At 70.7% G+C, this 19,046-nt stretch carries 18 protein-coding genes, 1 tRNA gene and 1 pseudogene; 19 read left to right on the top strand and 1 reads right to left on the bottom strand.

Features of this window, described 5'->3' with window-relative positions:
• Positions 1 to 265: 265 nt before the first annotated feature.
• The 10 genes and pseudogenes from LQ222_RS15775 (at position 266) to arsJ (ending at position 9,838) form a co-directional block, all read left to right on the top strand.
• The gene (locus LQ222_RS15775; protein ID WP_230167783.1) at positions 266 to 1,486 is read left to right on the top strand and encodes an LL-diaminopimelate aminotransferase; all 1,221 of its coding nucleotides are present in this window, start codon (positions 266 to 268) and stop codon (positions 1,484 to 1,486) included.
• Positions 1,483 to 2,775, top strand: coding sequence for a homoserine dehydrogenase (locus tag LQ222_RS15770; protein WP_230167782.1), 1,293 nt, complete (start codon positions 1,483 to 1,485; stop codon positions 2,773 to 2,775). Before LQ222_RS15775 ends, LQ222_RS15770 begins: the two co-directional genes overlap by 4 nt.
• 186 nt (positions 2,776 to 2,961) lie before the next feature.
• Positions 2,962 to 3,261 (top strand): hypothetical protein, encoded by a 300-nt coding sequence (locus LQ222_RS15765; RefSeq protein ID WP_230167781.1) that lies wholly within the window; start codon positions 2,962 to 2,964, stop codon positions 3,259 to 3,261.
• A 180-nt stretch (positions 3,262 to 3,441) separates the two neighbouring features.
• Complete coding sequence (gene glpX / locus LQ222_RS15760) at positions 3,442 to 4,452, top strand: class II fructose-bisphosphatase (RefSeq protein ID WP_230167780.1); 1,011 nt, start codon at positions 3,442 to 3,444, stop codon at positions 4,450 to 4,452.
• The gene (gene recJ, locus LQ222_RS15755) at positions 4,452 to 6,224 is read left to right on the top strand and encodes a single-stranded-DNA-specific exonuclease RecJ (protein WP_230167779.1); all 1,773 of its coding nucleotides are present in this window, start codon (positions 4,452 to 4,454) and stop codon (positions 6,222 to 6,224) included. Before glpX ends, recJ begins: the two co-directional genes overlap by 1 nt.
• A 47-nt stretch (positions 6,225 to 6,271) precedes the next feature.
• Positions 6,272 to 6,347: transfer RNA gene (locus LQ222_RS15750), tRNA-Glu, on the top strand.
• 48 nt (positions 6,348 to 6,395) lie between these two features.
• A pseudogene (locus tag LQ222_RS15745) lies at positions 6,396 to 6,614 on the top strand (arsenic resistance protein); the annotation flags it as partial.
• Between the two features lie 62 nt (positions 6,615 to 6,676).
• A complete protein-coding gene (locus LQ222_RS15740; protein ID WP_230167778.1) occupies positions 6,677 to 7,537 on the top strand; it encodes a metalloregulator ArsR/SmtB family transcription factor in 861 nt (286 codons plus the stop codon).
• Positions 7,534 to 8,577 carry an ArsJ-associated glyceraldehyde-3-phosphate dehydrogenase gene (locus tag LQ222_RS15735; protein WP_230167777.1) on the top strand — a complete coding sequence of 348 codons (1,044 nt, stop codon included), beginning with the start codon at positions 7,534 to 7,536 and terminating at the stop codon, positions 8,575 to 8,577. Before LQ222_RS15740 ends, LQ222_RS15735 begins: the two co-directional genes overlap by 4 nt.
• Before the next feature lie 4 nt (positions 8,578 to 8,581).
• Complete coding sequence (gene arsJ, locus LQ222_RS15730) at positions 8,582 to 9,838, top strand: organoarsenical effux MFS transporter ArsJ (RefSeq protein WP_230167776.1); 1,257 nt, start codon at positions 8,582 to 8,584, stop codon at positions 9,836 to 9,838.
• Between the two features lie 41 nt (positions 9,839 to 9,879).
• Here arsJ and LQ222_RS15725 read toward each other — a convergent pair whose 3' ends face one another.
• Complete coding sequence (locus LQ222_RS15725; protein WP_230167775.1) at positions 9,880 to 10,239, bottom strand: SH3 domain-containing protein; 360 nt, start codon at positions 10,237 to 10,239, stop codon at positions 9,880 to 9,882.
• 259 nt (positions 10,240 to 10,498) lie between these two features.
• Between LQ222_RS15725 and LQ222_RS15720 the strand changes: the two genes are divergently transcribed.
• From LQ222_RS15720 to LQ222_RS15680, 9 genes are read left to right on the top strand one after another with little or no spacing between them, the layout of a single operon-like run.
• Positions 10,499 to 12,664: a type VI secretion system Vgr family protein gene (locus LQ222_RS15720; RefSeq protein ID WP_230167774.1), complete on the top strand. Its 2,166-nt coding sequence runs from the start codon at positions 10,499 to 10,501 to the stop codon at positions 12,662 to 12,664.
• A gap of 7 nt (positions 12,665 to 12,671) precedes the next feature.
• Positions 12,672 to 13,034, top strand: a complete 363-nt coding sequence (locus tag LQ222_RS15715; RefSeq protein ID WP_230167773.1) for a DUF3592 domain-containing protein — start codon at positions 12,672 to 12,674, stop codon at positions 13,032 to 13,034.
• A gap of 19 nt (positions 13,035 to 13,053) precedes the next feature.
• Positions 13,054 to 15,651: a DUF2169 domain-containing protein gene (locus LQ222_RS15710; RefSeq protein ID WP_230167772.1), complete on the top strand. Its 2,598-nt coding sequence runs from the start codon at positions 13,054 to 13,056 to the stop codon at positions 15,649 to 15,651.
• Positions 15,648 to 16,709, top strand: a complete 1,062-nt coding sequence (locus LQ222_RS15705; RefSeq protein WP_230167771.1) for a pentapeptide repeat-containing protein — start codon at positions 15,648 to 15,650, stop codon at positions 16,707 to 16,709. Before LQ222_RS15710 ends, LQ222_RS15705 begins: the two co-directional genes overlap by 4 nt.
• Positions 16,710 to 16,734: 25 nt before the next feature.
• Complete coding sequence (locus LQ222_RS15700) at positions 16,735 to 17,334, top strand: DUF3540 domain-containing protein (protein WP_230167770.1); 600 nt, start codon at positions 16,735 to 16,737, stop codon at positions 17,332 to 17,334.
• 12 nt (positions 17,335 to 17,346) lie between these two features.
• A complete protein-coding gene (locus LQ222_RS15695) occupies positions 17,347 to 17,739 on the top strand; it encodes a DUF4150 domain-containing protein (protein ID WP_230167769.1) in 393 nt (130 codons plus the stop codon).
• Between the two features lie 40 nt (positions 17,740 to 17,779).
• Complete coding sequence (locus tag LQ222_RS15690; RefSeq protein ID WP_230167768.1) at positions 17,780 to 18,112, top strand: helix-turn-helix transcriptional regulator; 333 nt, start codon at positions 17,780 to 17,782, stop codon at positions 18,110 to 18,112.
• A complete protein-coding gene (locus LQ222_RS15685) occupies positions 18,109 to 18,546 on the top strand; it encodes an SRPBCC domain-containing protein (protein ID WP_230167767.1) in 438 nt (145 codons plus the stop codon). The genes LQ222_RS15690 and LQ222_RS15685 overlap by 4 nt, the downstream gene beginning before the upstream one ends.
• A gap of 16 nt (positions 18,547 to 18,562) precedes the next feature.
• Positions 18,563 to 19,039 (top strand): DUF1579 domain-containing protein, encoded by a 477-nt coding sequence (locus tag LQ222_RS15680; protein ID WP_230167766.1) that lies wholly within the window; start codon positions 18,563 to 18,565, stop codon positions 19,037 to 19,039.
• Positions 19,040 to 19,046 lie beyond the last annotated feature (7 nt).

The raw sequence follows: 19,046 nt of genomic DNA, 5'->3' as shown, positions 1-19,046 counted from the left end.
CATGACCGTCGGCGGCGGCAGAGGTGTATAAGAGACCGCCCGGGCCCCGCCGCCGCACCCGCGCCGCTTCCGGTCGCGCCGCCGCCGGTCATGGATGCCGCCCCGCCGCCCCCGCCGCCGGCAGAACTTCTCGCCCCCGGCGCCGGCCCACCGCCGCCGCCGCCGGCCGAGCTCCTCGCGCCGCGCGGCCGCTGACGCGCGCGGCGATACACAGCGCGCGGGGCTTGCTCTATAGGTCGCCGCCCTTCCACCACGGACCATCGCCATGACCGAGGACTTCCACCGCATCCGTCGCCTGCCGCCCTATGTCTTCGCCGAAGTGAACGCGGCGAAGGCGAAGGCGCGCGCGGCCGCGGAAGACGTCGTCGACCTGGGCATGGGCAATCCCGACAGCCCGACGCCGCCGCACATCGTGGCGAAGCTGATCGAGGCCGTGCAGGACCCGCGCACGCATCGCTATTCGATGTCGAAGGGCATCCCGGGGCTGCGGCGCGCGCTGGCCGGCTATTACGACCGCCGCTTCGGCGTGAAGCTGGATCCCGAGACCGAGGTGGTCGCCACGCTCGGGTCGAAGGAGGGCCTGGCCAACCTGGCGCAGGCCATCGCCAGCCCCGGCGACACCATCCTTGTGCCGAACCCGTCCTACCCGATCCACCAGTTCGGCTTCATCATCGCCGGCGCCTCGGTGCGCTCCATTCCCTACACGCCGGATGACGACATGCTCGCGGCGATCGACCGCGCGGTGCGCCATTCCGTGCCGAAGCCGACCGCGGTGATTGTGAACTTCCCGTCCAACCCGACCGCGCTGGTCGCGGGGATCGACTTCTACCGCGAGCTGGTCGCGCTGTGCCGCCGGCACGAGTTGTTCATCCTGTCCGACCTCGCCTATGCCGAGCTGTATTTCGGCGACACGCCGCCGCCCTCGGTGCTGGAAGTGGCGGGGGCGAAAGACATCACGGTGGAATTCACCTCGATGTCCAAGACCTACAACATGCCGGGCTGGCGGATGGGCTTCGCGGCGGGCAATCCGCGGCTGATCGCGGCTCTCGCACGGGTGAAGTCGTATCTCGACTACGGCGCCTTCGCGCCGATCCAGATCGCCGCGACCGCCGCGCTGAACGGCCCGCAGGACTGCATCGAGGAGATGCGGGTGCTCTACAAGGACCGCCGCGACGTGTTGGTGAAGGGCCTGCGCGCCGCCGGCTGGGAGGTGCCCGCGCCGGAGGCCTCCATGTTCATGTGGGCGCCGATCCCGCCACGCTTCCGCCACCTGGGGTCGGTCGGCTTCTCGAAGCTGCTGCTCGAGAAGGCGAAGGTCGCCGTCGCGCCGGGCCTGGGCTTCGGCGAACACGGCGACGAGCACGTCCGCATCGCGCTGGTCGAGAACAACCACCGCATCCGCCAGGCGCTGCGGGGCATCAAGACGTTCCTGTCCGGCGACAACGCCGCGCCGGTGGACGCACAGCAGGAAGCGATCAACGCATGAGCCGCCCCATCTCCGTCGCGGTCGCCGGCCTGGGCACGGTCGGCGCCGGCGTGCTCACCCTGCTGCGCGCGAATGCCGACATCATCGCCGCGCGCGCCGGCCGCCCGATCGCGGTCACCGCCGTCTCGGCGCGCGACCGTGCGCGCGACCGCGGCGTGCCGGTGGCCGGGCTGCGCTGGTACGATGATCCCGTGGCACTCGCCGCCGACCCGCAGGTCGAGGTTGTGGTGGAATGCATCGGCGGCTCCGAAGGCCCGGCCAACGCGCTGGTGGAAGCTGCACTCGCGGCCGGCAAGCATGTGGTGACGGCGAACAAGGCGCTGCTCGCGGTGCATGGCGCTGCACTCGCCGCGCAGGCTGAAGCCAAGGGCGTGGCGCTGGCCTTCGAACCCTCCGTCGCCGGCGGCATCCCTGCCATCAAGGCAGTACGCGAGGGGCTTGCTGGCAACCGCATCAGCCGCGTTGCCGGCATCCTGAATGGCACCTGCAACTACATCCTGACCACGATGCGCGAGCAGAAGCGCGAATTCTCCGAGGTGCTGGCCGAGGCGCAGAAGCTCGGCTACGCCGAGGCCGACCCGTCCTTCGACATCGATGGCATCGACGCCGCGCACAAGCTGGCGATCCTGGCGGCACTCGCCTTCGGCCGCCCGGTGGATTTCGGCGCCGTGCATGTCGAGGGCATCCGCGAAGTCAGCGCGCTCGACATCTCGCTGGCCGAGGAACTGGGCTACCGCATCAAGCTGCTGGGCATCGCGCGGCGGGAGGAAGGCGGCATCTCGACCCGCGTGCATCCCTGCATGGTGCCGGCCAATGCGCCCATCGCGCGCGTCGATGGCGTGTTCAACGCGGTGGTGGCGGAGGGCGATTTCGTCGGCCGTATCATGATGGAAGGCCGCGGCGCGGGCGGCGGGCCGACCGCCTCGGCCGTGGTGGCGGACCTGATCGACATCGCGCGCGGGCGCTTCACGCCGGTCTGGGGCGCGGCGGCATCGGCGCTGAAGCCGGAACCGTCGCTGCCGATGGAGCGCCACACCGGCGCCTATTACCTGCGGCTGATGGTGGTGGACCGCCCGGGTGTCATCGCCGACGTGACCGGCGTGCTGCGCGACAGCAGCATCAGCCTGGAATCCATGCTCCAGCGCGGCCGCGCGCCGGGCGAGGCGGTGCCGGTGGTGCTGACCACACACGAGACCAGCGAGGCCTCGGTGCGCGCGGCGCTCGCGCGTATCTCGGCGCTGGATGCGGTGGTGGAGAAGCCGGCACTGATCCGGATCGAATCGCTTTAGCTCCAACGCTTCATTCTCCTTGTGTTGCGGCGTGCTCCCATGCGTAGTTCGTTTCTCTTTAGGCTGGAGGTTCGGGTGAAGCGCAGGACCATGATGATCAGCGCAGGTTCCGTGCTTGCCGGCTGCGCAGCCGAGACGGCCCCGTCGCAGCCTAGTGGCGCGCCTGCTTTACCGTCGGCTGGTGCCATGCCCAACCTCGTCGGAACCTGGACAGGGGTTTGGGACAACAATCCGAGATTTGCGACCTCGCTAATAATCGAGCGCGTGACCGAATCTGGCGTGATCGAGGGGCGTTACGTGTTTCAACGCTCGCAACCCGTTCCGTTTAGCTCACGCCGAGACGGTCGCTCCTTTCGCTTTGAAATGAGCACCTATGCCGTCCAGGCACCGGACGTCTTTACCTTCACGCTACAGCCTGACGGCCGGCTGAGCGGATCCCGGCAATGGCTACGCGGCGTGAATCAGACGGTGCTGACGAGGGCTTGACAGCCTTGAGCTTCGTCGCCCGGACTACTGCGCGCCGTACAGCGTATCCGTCCTCGGACAAGGCCTGACGGTCGGCGCTGCCGCTGCTCTTGCTGCGCTGACGCGCGGCGCGATTCCAGCTATTGGCAGTGCAACGGACGGGCGGTGCCACGCCCGCGATCCGATTCGGAGGAAGCCCCAATGCCAGAAAGCGCCGACCTCTCCAGTCTTCTCGTCGACCGCAATCTGGCGCTGGAACTGGTGCGGGTGACCGAAGCCGCGGCCCTCGCCGCCTCGCGCTGGATCGGGCGCGGCGACAAGAACGCCGCCGATGGCGCCGCCGTGGAAGCCATGCGTCGCGCTTTCGACACCGTCGCCATCACCGGCACGGTCGTGATCGGCGAGGGCGAGATGGACGAGGCGCCGATGCTCTACATCGGCGAGAAGGTCGGCCTCTATGCCAAGGCCGGCGGCGGGCCCGAGGTCGATATCGCCGTCGATCCGCTGGAGGGCACGTCCATCACCGCCAAGGGCGGGCCGAACGCCATCGCCACCGTGGCGCTGGCGGAGAAGGGCGGCTTCCTGCATGCGCCCGACATCTACATGGACAAGATCGCGGTCGGCCCGGGCCTGCCGGAGGGCGTGGTGCACCTCGATGCCTCGCCGGCGGAGAACCTGCGCGAACTGGCCAAGGCCAAGGGCTGCGAGATCAGCGACCTGATGGTCTGCACGCTGGATCGCGACCGCCACAAGGAGCTCATCAAGGCGTGCCGCGCCGCCGGCGCGCGCATCACGCTGCTGGGCGATGGCGATGTTGCGGGCGTGATCAACGTCAGCCAGCCCGAGGCCGGCATCGACATCTACATGGGCTCGGGCGGTGCGCCGGAAGGCGTGCTGGCGGCGGCCGCGCTGCGCTGCATCGGCGGCCAGATGCAGGGTCGCCTGATGTTCGAGGACGAGGACCAGGTGGCGCGCGCGAAATCCATGGGCATCGACGACCCGCAGCGCATCTACTCGATCGAGCAGATGGCCCGCGGCAACGTGATGTTCGCGGCCACCGGCGTGACCTCGGGCGCGATGCTGCGCGGCGTGCGGCGCACCCCGGGCGGCGCCTATACCCATTCCATCGTGATGCGGTCGAAATCCGGCACCGTCCGCTACGTGGAGGGCCACCACAACTTCGCGCGCAAGCCCAGCGCCTTCGTCGCCTGATGGACGGGGCAGCGCCGGTCCTGGGCGTCGAGCGGTCGGTGACCGGGCGCCGCTGGGTGTGGCGCCAGTCTGACCCGCGCACGGGCCTCGGCATCGCGCAGCGCCTCGGCGTGCCCGAGATGGTGGGCCGCCTGCTCGCGGCACGCGGCATCGGCATCGACCTGGCCGGCGACTACCTGGAGCCGACGCTCAAGGCGCTGATGCCCGACCCGTCCTCGCTGATGGACATGGACCTGGCGGCGGACCGCATCGCCGCCGCCGTGCGCAGCGGCGAACACGTCGCGGTGTTCGGCGACTACGACGTGGACGGTGCGTGTTCCGGCGCGCTGATGTCGCGCTTCCTGCGCGACCTGGGCTGCGAGGTCACGCCCTATGTCCCCGACCGCCTGAAGGAAGGCTACGGGCCGAACGCGACGGCGATCGCCGCGCTGTGCGACCGCGGCGCGTCCCTGGTGGTGTGTGTCGATTGCGGGATCGCCGCCGCCCAGGCGCTGTCCGCTGCCGAGGGCCGCGCCGACGTGGTGGTGCTGGACCATCACAAGGCGGAGGGACCGGCGCCGCGCATCCTGGCGGCGGTCAATCCGAACCGGCTCGACTGCGAATCCGGGCTGCACCATGTCTGTGCCGCGGCGGTGGCCTTCCTGGCGGCGGCCGCCACCACCCGCGTGCTGCGCCGCGCCGGCTGGTTCGCCCGGCGGCCGGAGCCCGACCTGCTCGGGCTGCTCGACCTGGTGGCGCTGGCGACCGTGTGCGACGTGATGCCGCTGACCGGCTTCAACCGCGCACTGGTGGCGCAGGGGCTGAAGGTGATGGGCCAGCGCGGGCGGCCTGGCATCGCCGCGCTGCTGGAAGTGACCGGCGCGCGCGATGCACCCACCGCGCATACGCTGGGCTTCCTGCTGGGGCCGCGGATCAATGCCTCGGGCCGCATCGGGGAGCCCGATCTCGGCCTGCGGCTGCTGCTCTGCGAGGACCCCATCGAGGCGCGCGCCATGGCCGAGAAGCTCGATGCCGTGAACCGGCGCCGGCAGGAGGTCGAGGGTGAGGTGCTCTCCGCCGCCCATGCCATGGCCGAGGCGCAGGCCGCCGAAGGCCGCGCCGTGCTGCTGCTGGTCGGCGAGGGCTGGCACCCCGGCGTGGTCGGCATCGTCGCCGGGCGCATGAAGGAACGCTTCAACCGCCCGGCCTGCGTGGCGGGCCTGTCTGACGGGATGGCGAAGGGCTCCGGGCGATCGGTGCCGGGCGTCGACCTCGGTTCGGCGGTGATCGCCGCGCGCCAGGCCGGGCTGCTTGAGACCGGCGGCGGGCACGCGATGGCGGCCGGCTTCTCCTTCCGCGCCGGGCGGGATGGCGAATTCCACGCCTTCCTTGAGGAACGGCTGCGCCACGCCGCGCTGCTGCCGACCGCCGCCGACCTGATGGTGGAGGGCACGCTGAACGTGATCGCCGCGCAGACCGGCCTGGCGCAGGAAGTGGCGCGCCTGGCCCCCTTCGGCCCCGGCAACGAGGAACCGATCTTCGCCCTGCAGCGCGCGCGCATCGTCAAGGCGGATCGCGTCGGCAAGGATGGCGCGACCGTGCGCGCCATCGTCGAGGGCGAGGGCGGCGGCCGGCTCAAGACCATCTGCTTCCGTGCCAAGGACGGGCCGCTGGCGCAGGCGCTGCTGGCCAGCGAGCGGGTGCCGCTGCACCTGTGCGGGCACCTGCGTGCCGAACAATGGAATGGCGAGACCTCGCCCTCCCTGCAGGTGGTGGATGCCGCGCCGGCGTGAGGCTATTGACCGCCGGGCGCGCGGGCAGTAACCCCGCGCCACGGCAGGTCCCCTTCGTCTAGAGGCCTAGGACACCGCCCTTTCACGGCGGCGACACGGGTTCGAATCCCGTAGGGGACGCCACCTCTACACATCGCGAAGCCTCTCCTCGCCTGGGCGCTGATCGAGGCCGACTGCCCGCGCACGGTGACGATCGCCTTCACCGCCGCGTCGAACAATTTCGAGCTCGCGATCGCGGTCCCCATCGCGGCCTTCGGGCTGGGTTCGCCGGTCGCCTTCGCAACCGTGATCGGGCCCTTGGTCGAGGTGCCGCTGCTGATCCTGCTGGTCGGCGTGGCGCTGCGGCTCGGGGAGCGCTGGTTCGCCAGGCCGGCGAGCGAGGCGCGGTAGGGGGCGGCAGGCTTCATCGAAGCGTCACGCATGCGTTTCCATGGTTCGAGTAATATCGAATCGTGGAATCCTCGAACGCCGCCTTCGCCTTCGCCGCCCTGGGCCAGGAGACACGCATCGACGTGCTGCGCGGCCTGCTCGCCGCCGGGCCGAGCGGCCTGGCCGCCGGTGACATCGCCGCGCGCCTGGGCGTGCTGCCCTCGACCCTGTCCTTCCATCTTCGCGCGCTGGAGCAGGCCGGGCTGATCGCCGCGACCCGCCAGGGGCGCAGCCTGATCTACGCCGCGCAGGTCGATCGCCTGCGCGCGCTGATCGCGTTCCTCGCCGATGCCTGCTGCGACGGCGATCCGTCGCGCTGCGGCGACCTCCACCGATTGTTCGACACCCCCAGGGAGACTGCCCGCATGATGCCGGCGAGCTTCAATGTCCTGTTCCTGTGCACGCACAACTCGGCCCGCTCGATCATGGGCGAGGCGATCCTGAACGACATCGGCAAGGGCGCCTTCCGCGCCTTCTCGGCCGGCTCCGAGCCGCTGCCGACCGGCCCGCTGCCCGAGGTCCTCGCGCAGTTGAAGGCGATGGGCCACGACGTGGCCGGGCTGCGCTCGAAGTCCTGGGACGAGTTCACCGGGCCGGACGCGCCGCGGATGGATTTCGTCATTGCCCTGTGCGACACGCTGAACCTCCAGGCCTGCCCGGATTTCGAGGGCACCCACGTCACCGCCGCCTGGCCGCTGCCCGACCCTGCGAAGTTCTCCGGCACCGGCACCGAACGCGCGACCCTGCTGAACGAGCTGTACGCCGCGCTGCATCGCCGGCTGTCGATCTTCGCCAGCCTGCCCTTCGGCGCGCTGGACCGGATGGCGCTGAAGGCACGCATCGACGAACTCGCGCGGCCGCTGGCGGCGGGGACGCGGGCGTGAGGGTCGGCATCAACGGGATGGGGCGGATCGGGCGGCTCGCGCTGCGCGCCGCCCTGGGTGCGGCGGAGCGCCAGCAGGACGATCCGCGCGCCGGCAATCGCCTGGATGTGGTGCATGTCAACGAGCTCAAGGGTGGCGCCGCGGCCTGCGCCCACCTGCTGGAATTCGACAGCGTGCAGGGCCGCTGGCGGGCCGGGATCGCCACCGAGGGCAGCGAGGCGATCCGCATCGGCGAGCGTCGCGTGACCTTCTCCGAGCACGCGAAGGCCGCCGACATCCCCTGGGGCGACCACGGCGTCGAGGTGGTGCTGGAATGCACCGGGAAGTTCCTCTCGCCCGAGACGTTGCAAGGCCATCTCGACCGCGGCGCGAAGCGGGTGATCGTCGCCGCGCCGGTGAAGGTCGACAGCGTGCTGAACGTGGTGGTGGGCGTGAACCACGACCTGTACGACCCGGCGCGCCACCCGATCGTCACCGCGGCCTCCTGCACCACCAACTGCCTCGCGCCGGTGGTGAAGGTGGTGCACGAGGCGATCGGCATCCGGCACGGCCAGATCACCACCATCCACGACCCGACCAACACCAATGTCGTCGTGGACGCGCCGCACAAGGACCTGCGGCGCGCCCGCAGCGCCATGCTGTCGCTGCAGCCCACCACGACCGGCAGCGCGACCGCGATCGCGCTGATCTATCCCGAGCTGAAGGGCAAGCTCAACGGCCATGCCGTGCGCGCGCCCGTGCTCAATGCCTCGCTGACCGACTGCGTCTTCGAGATGGCGCGCGAGACCAGCGCGGAGGAAGTGAACGCGCTGTTCCATGCCGCCGCGACCGGTCCGCTCGCCGGCATCCTGGGGTTCGAGACGCGTCCGCTGGTATCGGCCGACTATGCCCGCGACACCCGCAGCAGCATCGTGGACGCGCCGAGCACGATGGTCACCGACGGCACGCTGCTGAAGGTCTATGCCTGGTACGACAATGAAATGGGCTATGCCTGCCGCATGGTCGACCTGGCCTGCCACCTGCGGGCCACCGGGATCTGACGGCATGAGCAGCAGCAGCAGCACCGTCGCCGCCGCCGCCCACGGCACGCGCAACTACGTCATCGTGACGCTGGCCTATTGGGGCTTCACGCTGACCGACGGCGCGCTGCGGATGCTGGTGCTGCTGCACTTCTTCCGGCTCGGCTATTCGCCCTTCACGCTGGCCTTCCTGTTCCTGCTGTACGAGGCGGCGGGGATCGGCGCGAACCTGATCGGCGGCTGGCTCGCCACGCGCTTCGGCATCGCGCGCATGCTGGCGGTCGGGCTCGGCACCCAGATCCTGGGCTTCCTGCTGCTGTCGGCCGTCTCGCCGGCCTGGGGGGCTGCGCTGTCGGTGGCCTGGGTGGTGGTGGCGCAGGGCGTGTGCGGCGTGGCCAAGGACCTGACCAAGACCGCGAGCAAGAGCGCCATCAAGCTCACGGCCGGCGACGCATCGGGGCGGCTGTTCAAATGGGTCGCGTTCTTCACCGGCAGCAAGAACGCCATGAAGGGCGTGGGCTTCTTCCTGGGCGGGCTGCTGCTGGAGATGCTGGGCTTCCGCGGCGCGCTCTGGGCCATGGCGGTGGCGCTGGCGGCGATCCTGGCCGGAGTGCTGCTCTCGCTGCCGCCGCTGATGGGCAAGGCGAAGGCCTCGCGCTCGGCGAGGGAACTCTTCGCGAAGAACCGCGGCGTGAACCTGCTGGCCGCCGCGCGGGTGTTCCTGTTCGGTGCGCGCGATGTCTGGTTCGTCGTGGGCCTGCCGGTGTTCCTCTATGCCGCGGGCTGGAGCTTCACCATGGTGGGCGGGTTCCTCGCGCTGTGGACCATCGGCTACGGCGTGATCCAGGCGAGCGCGCCGGCGCTGGTGCGTCGCAGCGCGGACGGGCTGTCGGCCGAGGTGCCGGCGGCGCGGGCCTGGTCGCTGGCCCTGGCCGCCGTGCCGGCTGTCCTGGCGGCGATGATGCTGGCCGGCGTGCCGCGGCCCGACCTTTTCGTCCCGGTCGGGCTGTGCGTCTTCGGCGTGCTTTTCGCGGTGAATTCCTCGGTGCACTCCTATCTCGTGCTGGCCTATGCCGGCAGCGAGAAGGCGGCCGAGGATGTCGGCTTCTACTACGCCGCCAACGCGGCGGGCCGCTTCGCCGGGACGCTGCTGTCAGGCCTGCTGTATGTCTGGGGCGGGCTGGCCGCCGGCCTGGCGGGTGCCGCTCTCATGCTGGTGCTGTGCTGGCTGCTCACGCTGATGCTGCCGACCCTCCGGCCGGGGGCCGGCGCCGCCGCCTGAACCGGGCGGCGCGGCGAATCGCGGCCCGCGCCGCCGCGCCGTCACTGCCCCTGCAGCGCGGAGCGATGGATCCAGCCGGCCGGGCGGTCGCCCTCGCCGACCTGCAGCCAGCCGCCCGGGGCCTCCCCGAAGACCCGCAGCACCGTGCCCGGCCGTGCCACCCGCTGCACCGGCGCCGTGGCGGCCGGTTCGCGCCGGATGTTCGACCGCGCCGTGGCGCTGGTGGTCACGCTGCCGGTCGCGGCGGCGGGTTCCGTCGGCGCCTGGCGCGCGCGCGGCGGGCGCGTCGCATCCGATCCAGTCCAGCGATGCACGTCGCCCCACCAGTCGCCGGGCTCCTCGCGCAGCGGTGCGCCGCCGGCGCTGCCGGGCGGCGGCTGCCCGGCGGCCAGGCCGGGCACCAGGACACATGCCAGCACCGCCAGGGACCGGCGGCGGCGGCGGGGAGGGGAGGAGGCAGCCATGCCGCCCCACAAAGCCCGACCCCGGCGCCGAAGCCAAGCCCGCCGGCGTCGCCGCCGCTGGGTGTTCTGTGCAACGCTTCATCGCCGTCCCGGCCCATGCCCCGCAGGTTTCATCCCGCCCGATGGCTTTTTCGGTCCATGACGGCGCAGTATGGTCCAGGTCCGATACGGGCCAGGCGGATGGAGGCAGGCTGACGTGAGCTACTCGCAGACCCAACGTGTGCTCGCCATCCAGACGACGCTCGGCCCCGACCTTGCCATGCTGACCGAACTGGAGGGCGAGGAGCGCATCTCGCAGCCCTTCGTGTTCAACATCCGCTTCGTGACGCAGGCGAAGCCGACCGATGTGGCGAAGCTGCTCGGCACCGCCGTGCGCATCAAGTTCGGCTACCTCGAAGCCCTCACCGGGTTCGCGCAGCGCGACCTGAACGGCCATATCCGCAAGCTGCGCCGCGGCCGGTCGGACCGCAGCGGCGATTCGATGGAATGGCACGCCGAGGTCGTGCCGATGCTGTGGTTCCTCTCGCGCACCAGCGATTGCCGGATCTTCCAGCAGAAGACCATCCCCGAGATCATCAAGGAAGTGCTGCAGCTGCACGGCGTCAGCGCCGTCGACGACAAGATGATGGGCAGCTACGCGCCGCGCGACTACGTCGTGCAGTACCGCGAGAGCGCCCTCGACTTCATCCAGCGGCTGATGGAGCAGGAAGGCATCTTCTACTGGCACACGCACAGCGATTCCGAACACCGGCTGGTGCTGGCCGACAGCAACACCTCCGCCACCACCTGCCCGATCGGGGAGCTCACCTACCTCGGCGATGACGGCGGCGTGTCGTCGGTGTCGCGGCTCGACTGGGAGATGGTGGTGCGGTCCGGCAAGTGGACCCTGCGCGACTTCAACTTCGAGACGCCCTCGCTCTCGCTCGAGGCCTCGCAGCCGACCACGATCAACGTGCCCGAGATGAAGTCGCGCGAACGCTTCGACTATCCCGGCATCTACGAGGCCGCCGGCCCCGGCTCCGCCGTGGCCAAGCACCGCATCGAGAACGAGGAGACCTTCCACGAGCTGCTGCGCGGCGAGAGCTCGATCAGCGTGCTGCATGCCGGCATGCAGATCGAGATCGCGGACGGCTCGACGCCCGCGCTGCTGGTCACCGATATCCGCCATCACGCCGAGGACTACACCCACTGGACCATCGAGGTGTGGGGCGAGGCAGCGCGCGACCCGCGCTATTCCAACGACTTCACCTGCATCCCCAAGCGCGTTCCCTACCGGCCCGAGCGCGTCACGCCACGCCCCTTCGTCCATGGCCCGCAGACCGCCATGGTCACCGGCCCGGGCGGCGATGAGATCTACGTGGACAAGTACGGCCGCGTGAAGGTGCAGTTCCACTGGGATCGCCTCGGCCAGAAGAACGAGAATTCCTCCTGCTGGATCCGCGTCTCGCAGGGCTGGGCGGGGCAGAACTGGGGCATGTTCCACCATCCGCGCATCGGCCAGGAAGTGATCGTCGACTTCCTCGAAGGCGACCCCGACCGCCCGATCGTGACCGGACGCGTCTACAACGCCGAGAACATGTACCCCTACGGCCTGCCCGGCGAGAAGACGAAGTCCGGCATCAAGACCCGGTCGTCCAAGAACGGCAGCGCCGACAACTTCAACGAGATGCGCTTCGAGGACCTCAAGGGTTCCGAGCAGATCTACGTGCATGCCGAGAAGGACCTCGACACCGTCGTCCAGAACAACGAGACCCGCAAGGTCGGCATCGACGGCATCGGCAACCGCACCACCGACATCAAGGGCGACGAGAAGACCGACATCAAGGGCAACAAGACCACCGACGTCGCCAAGAACTTCAAGGAGACCATCGTCGGCACCGAGACGCGCAATGTCACCGGCGCGGTCGACGAGACCTTCAAGAGCACCGAGAAGCGCACCGTGCTCGGCACCTTCACCGAGAACGTGACCGGCGCCTATTCCATCACCGTGGCTCCGGGGTCCTATTCGCTGAGCGCGGTGGGGGGCATCACCATGACCTCGCCGGCGGCGATCAGCGTCACCTCCACCACCTCCATCACGCTCACCGCGCCCTCGATCAAGCAGATCGGCCCGTCCTGGTTCAAGACCGGCATGGCCTCGGGCGACGCCTATGTGCTCAAGACCGGCACGGCCGCCGTGAAGAACGACAATTCCGGCATCTCGCTCAACAATGGCGGCGTGAAGATCGACAACTTCGGCCTCAAGCTCGACACCTTCGGCATGGCGATCAAGACCGGCGGCGTCGAGATCAAGAACAAGGCGCTCAAGACGAACAGCGAGGCCTTCGCGGCCAAGCGCGGCCTCAAGCTCTACTCGGCGTGATGGCGGGATGCGCGGCGACTGGATAATCTTCGCGATCATGGCGGCGGCGATCGGCGCGGCGCTCGCGGTGCCCGCGGTCATCTTCGGGCCCAACGTGCTGCGCCACTTCCAGGAAAAGCGCATCCGCACGGCTGGCCTGCCCGCGAGCGGCACGGTGGTCCAGATCACCGAGACCGGCCGCCATTTCGGCATCGAGCGCGTGCCCGAGGTCACCATCCACCTCGAGGTCAGCGCGCCCGGCCGCCCGACCTGGCGCGCCACGCTCACGCGCATACCCTCGGCGCAGGACGTGCCCTTCTTCATGCCGGGCCACCGTGTCGACCTGCGCTACGACCCGAACCGCCCCGAACGGGTGGCGGTGATGCCATGAATCCGCTCCGGGGACGCGCATGAAGATCCTGAAGCCCTTCGCGCTCGGCGCGCTGACGCGGCCGGTTGAATTCGGCCGCAAGTTCTTCCTCAGCGTCGCCGCCGTCACCTTCTGCCCGATCGGCGACACGCCGGGCCTGCTCGGCGACATCGCCATGTGGAAGTTCCTGCCGGAGGTGCTGCCGCCCGGCCAGGCGGTCGACCTGGTGCTGCCCAAGACCGCGGCGGAATTCCTGGTCACCGGCAGCGCCTTCGCCCCCGGCGGGCGGCCGGTGCAGACCATCACCACCTCGGTGCGCCTGGGTGCACTGACCAAGCGCGTGGCCGCCGTCGGCGACCGCTACATCCAGGATGGCGTGCCGACCGCGCCGCTGCCCTTCACCGAGATGCCGCTGGGCTGGGACCGTGCCTATGGCGGACCGAAATACGCGCAGAACCCGCTGGGTCGCGGCATCGAGGAAATGCCCATCCCCGGCGTCGGCTTCCGCGTGGCGCTGCCCAACGTCGTGCTGCCGCAGGGCGCGCCGCGCCCCGCCTCGCCCGAACCGGTGAACTACGGTGCGATCGACATCGCCTGGCCGCAGCGCACGAAGCTGGCCGGCACGCATGACCAGAAGTGGCTCGAGGAGGATTTCCCCGGCTTCGCCCGCGACATCGACTGGCGCATCTTCATGGCCGCCAGCCCCGACCAGCGCTTCGCCGGCTTCCTGCGCGGCGACGAGGACTACGCGCTGGGCAACCTGCACCCCGCCGAACCCGAGCTGACCGGCCGCCTGCCCGGCATCCAGCCGCGCATCGTGATCGAGCGCCGCGGCTCCGGCCGGCTCGAGGACGTGCCGCTGTCGCTCACCACGGTGTGGTTCTTCCCGGCACACAAGCGCCTGGTGATGATCCACCACGGCCGCACCCGCGTGGACGAGGAAGATGCGCGCGACGTCACGCTGCTGATGGTCGGCGCCGACCGCCTGGGCGCACTGCGCCCGACCGCCGCCTTCGAAGCGGTGATGCGCGCCCGCCTGGACCCCGAGCACGGCCTGCTGGAATCGCTGCGCGACAGCGCGCTGGTGCCCGAGGATCTGATCATCCCCGACCCCGGCCTCGAGGAAGCGAAGGCGCGCCACGAGGACAAGGGCCTGACCCGCAAGCGCGCCTTCCAGCGGCGCCTCAACGCCCATGAGGCGCAGCGCGCCGAGATGGCCGCCGCCGGCATGGACCCCGACAAGCACGGCCTGGTCCGCCCGCAGGAGGACGAGCCCCCGCCCTCGCTCGATCGCATCCCCGCGCTGATCGAACGCGTGCGCGCCGAGGCCGAGAAGATCCGCCGCGACGCCGATGCCTTCGAAGCCCGGCAGATGGCCGAGGCCGCCGCCCAGTCCGGCCAGCCGCCCGTCGACCTGAAGAAGAAGGCGAGCGGCCCGCCGCGCACCACCGCGGCCGGCATCCGCGCGGGCATCGAGGCCGATGCCGCGGCGCTGGAAGCCGGCGGGCAGGACGCTTCCCAGGAACGCGCCGCCCTGGCCAACCCGGCGCTGGCGAAGCTCTGGGCCGATGGCGAGGAAGGCGCGCGCAGCGGCTACCTCGGCAGCGCCGACGAACAGGACCCGGCGCCGCGGCTCGATGCCGCGGCCAATGCGGCGGTGCGCGCGCGGCTGATGGATGGCAGCCGCGGCGGCCGGCGGCTCGACCTGTGCGGCGCGGATCTCGCGGGGCTCGACCTGTCGGGCTTCGACCTGACCGAAGCCTGGCTGGACGGCGCCGACCTCGCCGGCACGAACCTCACCGGCGCGCGGCTGACCGATGCGGTGCTGGCGCATGCGCGGCTGGACGGGGCGCGCCTGGCGCAGGCGGATCTCGCCGGCGCCAATCTGGGGCGCGCCAGGCTGGTTGGCGCGGACCTGACCGGGGCGCGGCTGCGCGGGGTCATCCTGCGCGGTGCCGACCTGCGCCGCGCCACACTCGCGCAGGCCGAACTGACCGAGGCGCAGGTCTTCGACGCCAGGCTGGAAGGTGCCGACCTCAGCGGCATCGTCGCCGAGGACCTGGTGCTGAAGGATGCCGTGCTCGATGGCGTGCGTGCGGTGGGCGCCGTGCTGGGCGCGCCGGTCCTGGTTGGCGTGTCGCTGGTGGGGGCGGATTTCTCCGGCGCCTCGCTGACCCAGGCCGGCTTCGTCGGCGCCAAGGCGGCGGGCGCGATCTTCGATGGCGCCGACCTCACGCGTGCGGCCTTCGTCGAAGGCTGCGACCTGACCGGCGCGCGCTTCGCCGGCGCGCAGATGAAGGGGGTGAACCTGCGCGGCAACCGGCTGGAGGGCGCGGTGTTCGACGGCGCCATGCTGGAAGGCGCGGATTTCACCGACGCGGTGCTGACCGGCGCGTCCTTCGACCTGGCCCGCGCGCGCGAGGCGCGCTTCACCGTCGCCGACCTGCGCGGGGCGCGCATCACCCGCGCCGACCTTGCCACCGCGAGCCTCGCGCGCGCCGATATCCGCGGCGCCGACCTCAGCGACAGCAGCCTGTACGAGGCCGACCTCGCGCGCATCCATGGCGATGCCAGCACGCGCTACGAGCGCATCCAGCGCACGCGGGTGCGCCTCAATCCCAGGCGGACCCCGGCATGACGCGCGCAGCCCTGGAAGCGATGGTGCGCGACGCCGACCTGGTGGGGCGCGAACCCAGCTGGGCCGGGCTTGATCTGCGCGGCGCCGACCTGTCGGGCGCCATCTTCGAAGGCGCGGACTTCAGCAATGCCGACCTGCGCGGCGCGGATTTCCGCGAATCCGTGCTGTCCAACGTGCGGCTCGACGGCGCCAACCTCGAAGGGGCGGACCTCACGCAGGCGAGCTTCTCGGAATGCGCGATGACGCGGGTGAATCTCTCGCGCATCAAGGCGCAGATGTGGAACGTGGTGAACAGCAGCCTGCGCGGCGCGGTCTTCGCGGGCGCCGACCTGACCGGCGCGAACATCATCCAGTGCCGCCTGACGCGCGCCAGCTTCGTCGGCGCGACCATGGCCAAGGTCAACATGATGAAGTGCCGCACCGACGAGATCGATATCTCGGGCACGCTGTGCGAGGACGTGATCTTCATCGAGGGCGACTTCACCCGCGTCGCGCTGGCGGGCACGCGCTTCGTGCGCACCGCCTTCGTGCAGGTGCACCTGGCCGGCCGGCCGCTGCCCGGCCTGCAGGTGGCGGGCTGCTTCTTCAACGAATGCGACATCACCGGCTGCGACCTGTCGGGCGCCGACCTCACCCAGGCCAGCCTGCAGAAGGCCAAGGCGGCCGGCACCATCTTCGAAGGCGCGCAGATGGCGCGCGCGGTGCTGCTGGAAGCCTGCCTGCCGGGGGCGAACCTGCGCGGCGCCGACCTCACCAGCGCCATCCTGAAGGATGCCGACCTGTCCGGGGCGGATGCCACCGGCGCGCGGATGTTCCAGGCGATCTGCATCGGCATGAAGGCGCCCCAGGCGCGCTTCGCCAATTGCGACATGACCTATGCCGACCTCAGCCACGCCGACCTGGAACAGGCGGACCTGGGGGGGGCCACGCTGACGCGTGCAAACCTTCATATGATTCGCGACGCCGGCGCGCGCATTCCTGACCGGCGATCCGCCCTCGCGCCCGACCAGGATCGCGCCCAGGCGGAACAGTGGCAGCAGCGTTGGGCACCGCGATGAGCCGCCCGGCCGAAGGAGAGATGGCATGAACGCGATCACCGGCCTCGCGGCCCTTGCAGGCAGCGCCGGCAGCCCGGCCGAGGTGCTCGGCCCCGAAGCCGAGGGCTTCGCCGTGCTGCTGGGCGCGCAGCGCGCCGTGGTGCGCCGCGCCTTCTCCTGCCTGGTCGAACCGGCGGCGGGCGACCTTGTGCTGGTGGCGGTGGCGGGCGGCGAACGCTACATCCTGGCGGTGCTGGAACGGCGCTCGGACGCCGCGCTGCGCCTGCCGCTGGCCGAGGGCGCCAGCATCACCGCGGCCGCCGGACGGATCGACATCGCCGCCGGCACCGTCGCGATCGAGGCCGATGCGGCGCAGCTCGCCGCCACGAAGCTCGGCGTCTCGGCCGGGCGCACCGATGTGCGGCTCGGGCCGGTGCGCGTCATCGCCGAGGCGATCGAGACCATGGCCGAGCGCATCATCGGCCGCTTCCGCCGCAGCTACCGCTTCGTCGAGGAAGGCGAGAACCTGCGCGCGCGCGACATCGACCACCGCGCCAGCGGCCACCTTCATCTGCGCGGCGACACCGCGGCGGTGCAGGCCAAGGCGCTGGTGAAGGTGCAGAGCGGCCAGATCCACCTCGGCTGAGGGACGCGACCGATGTTCGCCAACACGCAGATGATGGGGATGGACTTCGCCTTCCCCGACGTGTGCATCACGCCGGCGGTGCCGCCGGTGCCGATCCCGTATCCGAACATGGCGATGGGGCCGACGGCGATCCCCTCGCAGTTCAATTCGCTGGTGCTCGGCGCCCCGATGCACAACATGTCGACCACCATCCCGTTGACCAATGGCGACAATGCGGGCGTGCTGCTGGGCGTCGCCTCGGGCACGGTGATGGGGCCGTCGCGCCACCTGACCGCGGCCTTCACCATCCTGATCGGGGGAGCACCGGGCACGCGGCTGACCTCGATGTCGCTGCAGAACAGCACCAATATCCCCGGCTGCCGCGTGGTCCCGAGCCAGACGCTGGTGCTGCTGCTGGCGCCATGAGCGCTTGACGGTCGCTGAACCATGCGGTTAAGTTAACCGTATGGTTGACCACCAACCCGCCGGCCTGGACCGTATCTTCGGCGCGCTGTCGGACCCGACGCGCCGCGCCATCGTCGAACGCCTGGCCGCCGAGGAGGCGCTGAGCGTGAGCGAGATCGCCCGCCCGCTGCCGATGTCCCTGCCGGCGGTGATGAAGCACCTCGATGTCCTGGAAGGGGCGGGGCTGGTGGCGCGCCGCAAGGCCGGGCGCACCGTGACCTGCCGGCTGGTCGCCGCACCGATGGAGGATGCCATGGGCTGGCTCGCACGCTACCAGCGCTTCTGGACCGAGAGCCTCGACCGCCTGGCCGCCGCGCTGGAGCGCAAGGCGTGACCGCGGTGATCCCGGGCCTGACGCTGGTGCGCCGCATCAAGGCCGCGCCCGCCAAGGTGTTCGACGCCTGGACGCAGCCCGAGGTGCTGGCACTGTGGTGGGGTCCGCACCATACCCGCGTCAGCGAGGCCGAGATCGACGCGCGCACGGGCGGCCGCTTCCGCATCGTGCTGGTCGAGGATGCCGGCCCAAGCCACGAGGTCAGCGGCACCTATGCCGAGGTCGTGCCGGAGCAGCGCCTGGCGTTCTCCTGGGCCTGGACCAATGCGCCCGAGCGCGTCTCGCGCGTCACCGTCGCCTTCCGACCGATCCCGGAGGGCACCGAGGTGACCGTCACGCATGACCGCTTCGCCGATGAGGGGACCGCCACGCGCCATCGCCGCGGCTGGACGGAATCGCTGGATCGCCTGACCGCGCGCTTCGCCGCCGCCTGACACGGAGAGACACCCCATGGACCTTCCACAGCCCGGCCCCGAGCACCGCTGGCTCCAGCGCATCGTCGGCACCTGGCGTACCGAGGGCGAATGCGCCGCCCCGCCGGGCGAGGCACCGTCGCAGATGACCGGCACCGAGCGCGTGCGCAGCCTGGGCGGCTTGTGGATCCTGGCGGAAGGCGAGGGCGAGATGCCCGGCGGCGGCACCGCCAACAGCCTGATGACGATCGGCTTCGACCCGGCGCAGGGCGCCTTCATGGGCAGCTTCGTGGCATCGATGATGACGCATCTGTGGCTCTATCGCGGCGTGCTTGCGGGCGACACGCTCACGCTCGACACCGAGGGGCCCAATTTCGGCGGCGAGGGGCTGGCGCGCTACCAGGACATCATCGCGCTGCAGGGCGACGATGCGCGCACGCTGACCTCGCGCATGCAGATGCCCGATGGCACTTGGCAGCAGGTCATGTCGGCCCGCTACCGTCGCCTCGGCTGAGGCCCGG

The organism is Roseomonas sp. CECT 9278, from assembly GCF_918698155.1.
GTDB lineage: Bacteria > Pseudomonadota > Alphaproteobacteria > Acetobacterales > Acetobacteraceae > Neoroseomonas.
The sequence above is the reverse complement of the archived record's forward strand: the minus strand, read 5'-3'. Positions and strand labels throughout refer to the sequence as shown.

Coding starts and splice junctions, on each gene's coding strand:
- LQ222_RS15775 (WP_230167783.1), top strand. CDS start 266: ATGACCGAGGACTTCCACCGCATCCGTCGCCTGCCGCCCTATGTCTTC.
- LQ222_RS15770 (WP_230167782.1), top strand. CDS start 1,483: ATGAGCCGCCCCATCTCCGTCGCGGTCGCCGGCCTGGGCACGGTCGGC.
- LQ222_RS15765 (WP_230167781.1), top strand. CDS start 2,962: ATGCCCAACCTCGTCGGAACCTGGACAGGGGTTTGGGACAACAATCCG.
- glpX (WP_230167780.1), top strand. CDS start 3,442: ATGCCAGAAAGCGCCGACCTCTCCAGTCTTCTCGTCGACCGCAATCTG.
- recJ (WP_230167779.1), top strand. CDS start 4,452: ATGGACGGGGCAGCGCCGGTCCTGGGCGTCGAGCGGTCGGTGACCGGG.
- arsJ (WP_230167776.1), top strand. CDS start 8,582: ATGAGCAGCAGCAGCAGCACCGTCGCCGCCGCCGCCCACGGCACGCGC.
- LQ222_RS15715 (WP_230167773.1), top strand. CDS start 12,672: ATGCGCGGCGACTGGATAATCTTCGCGATCATGGCGGCGGCGATCGGC.
- LQ222_RS15710 (WP_230167772.1), top strand. CDS start 13,054: ATGAAGATCCTGAAGCCCTTCGCGCTCGGCGCGCTGACGCGGCCGGTT.
- LQ222_RS15705 (WP_230167771.1), top strand. CDS start 15,648: ATGACGCGCGCAGCCCTGGAAGCGATGGTGCGCGACGCCGACCTGGTG.
- LQ222_RS15700 (WP_230167770.1), top strand. CDS start 16,735: ATGAACGCGATCACCGGCCTCGCGGCCCTTGCAGGCAGCGCCGGCAGC.
- LQ222_RS15695 (WP_230167769.1), top strand. CDS start 17,347: ATGTTCGCCAACACGCAGATGATGGGGATGGACTTCGCCTTCCCCGAC.
- LQ222_RS15690 (WP_230167768.1), top strand. CDS start 17,780: ATGGTTGACCACCAACCCGCCGGCCTGGACCGTATCTTCGGCGCGCTG.
- LQ222_RS15680 (WP_230167766.1), top strand. CDS start 18,563: ATGGACCTTCCACAGCCCGGCCCCGAGCACCGCTGGCTCCAGCGCATC.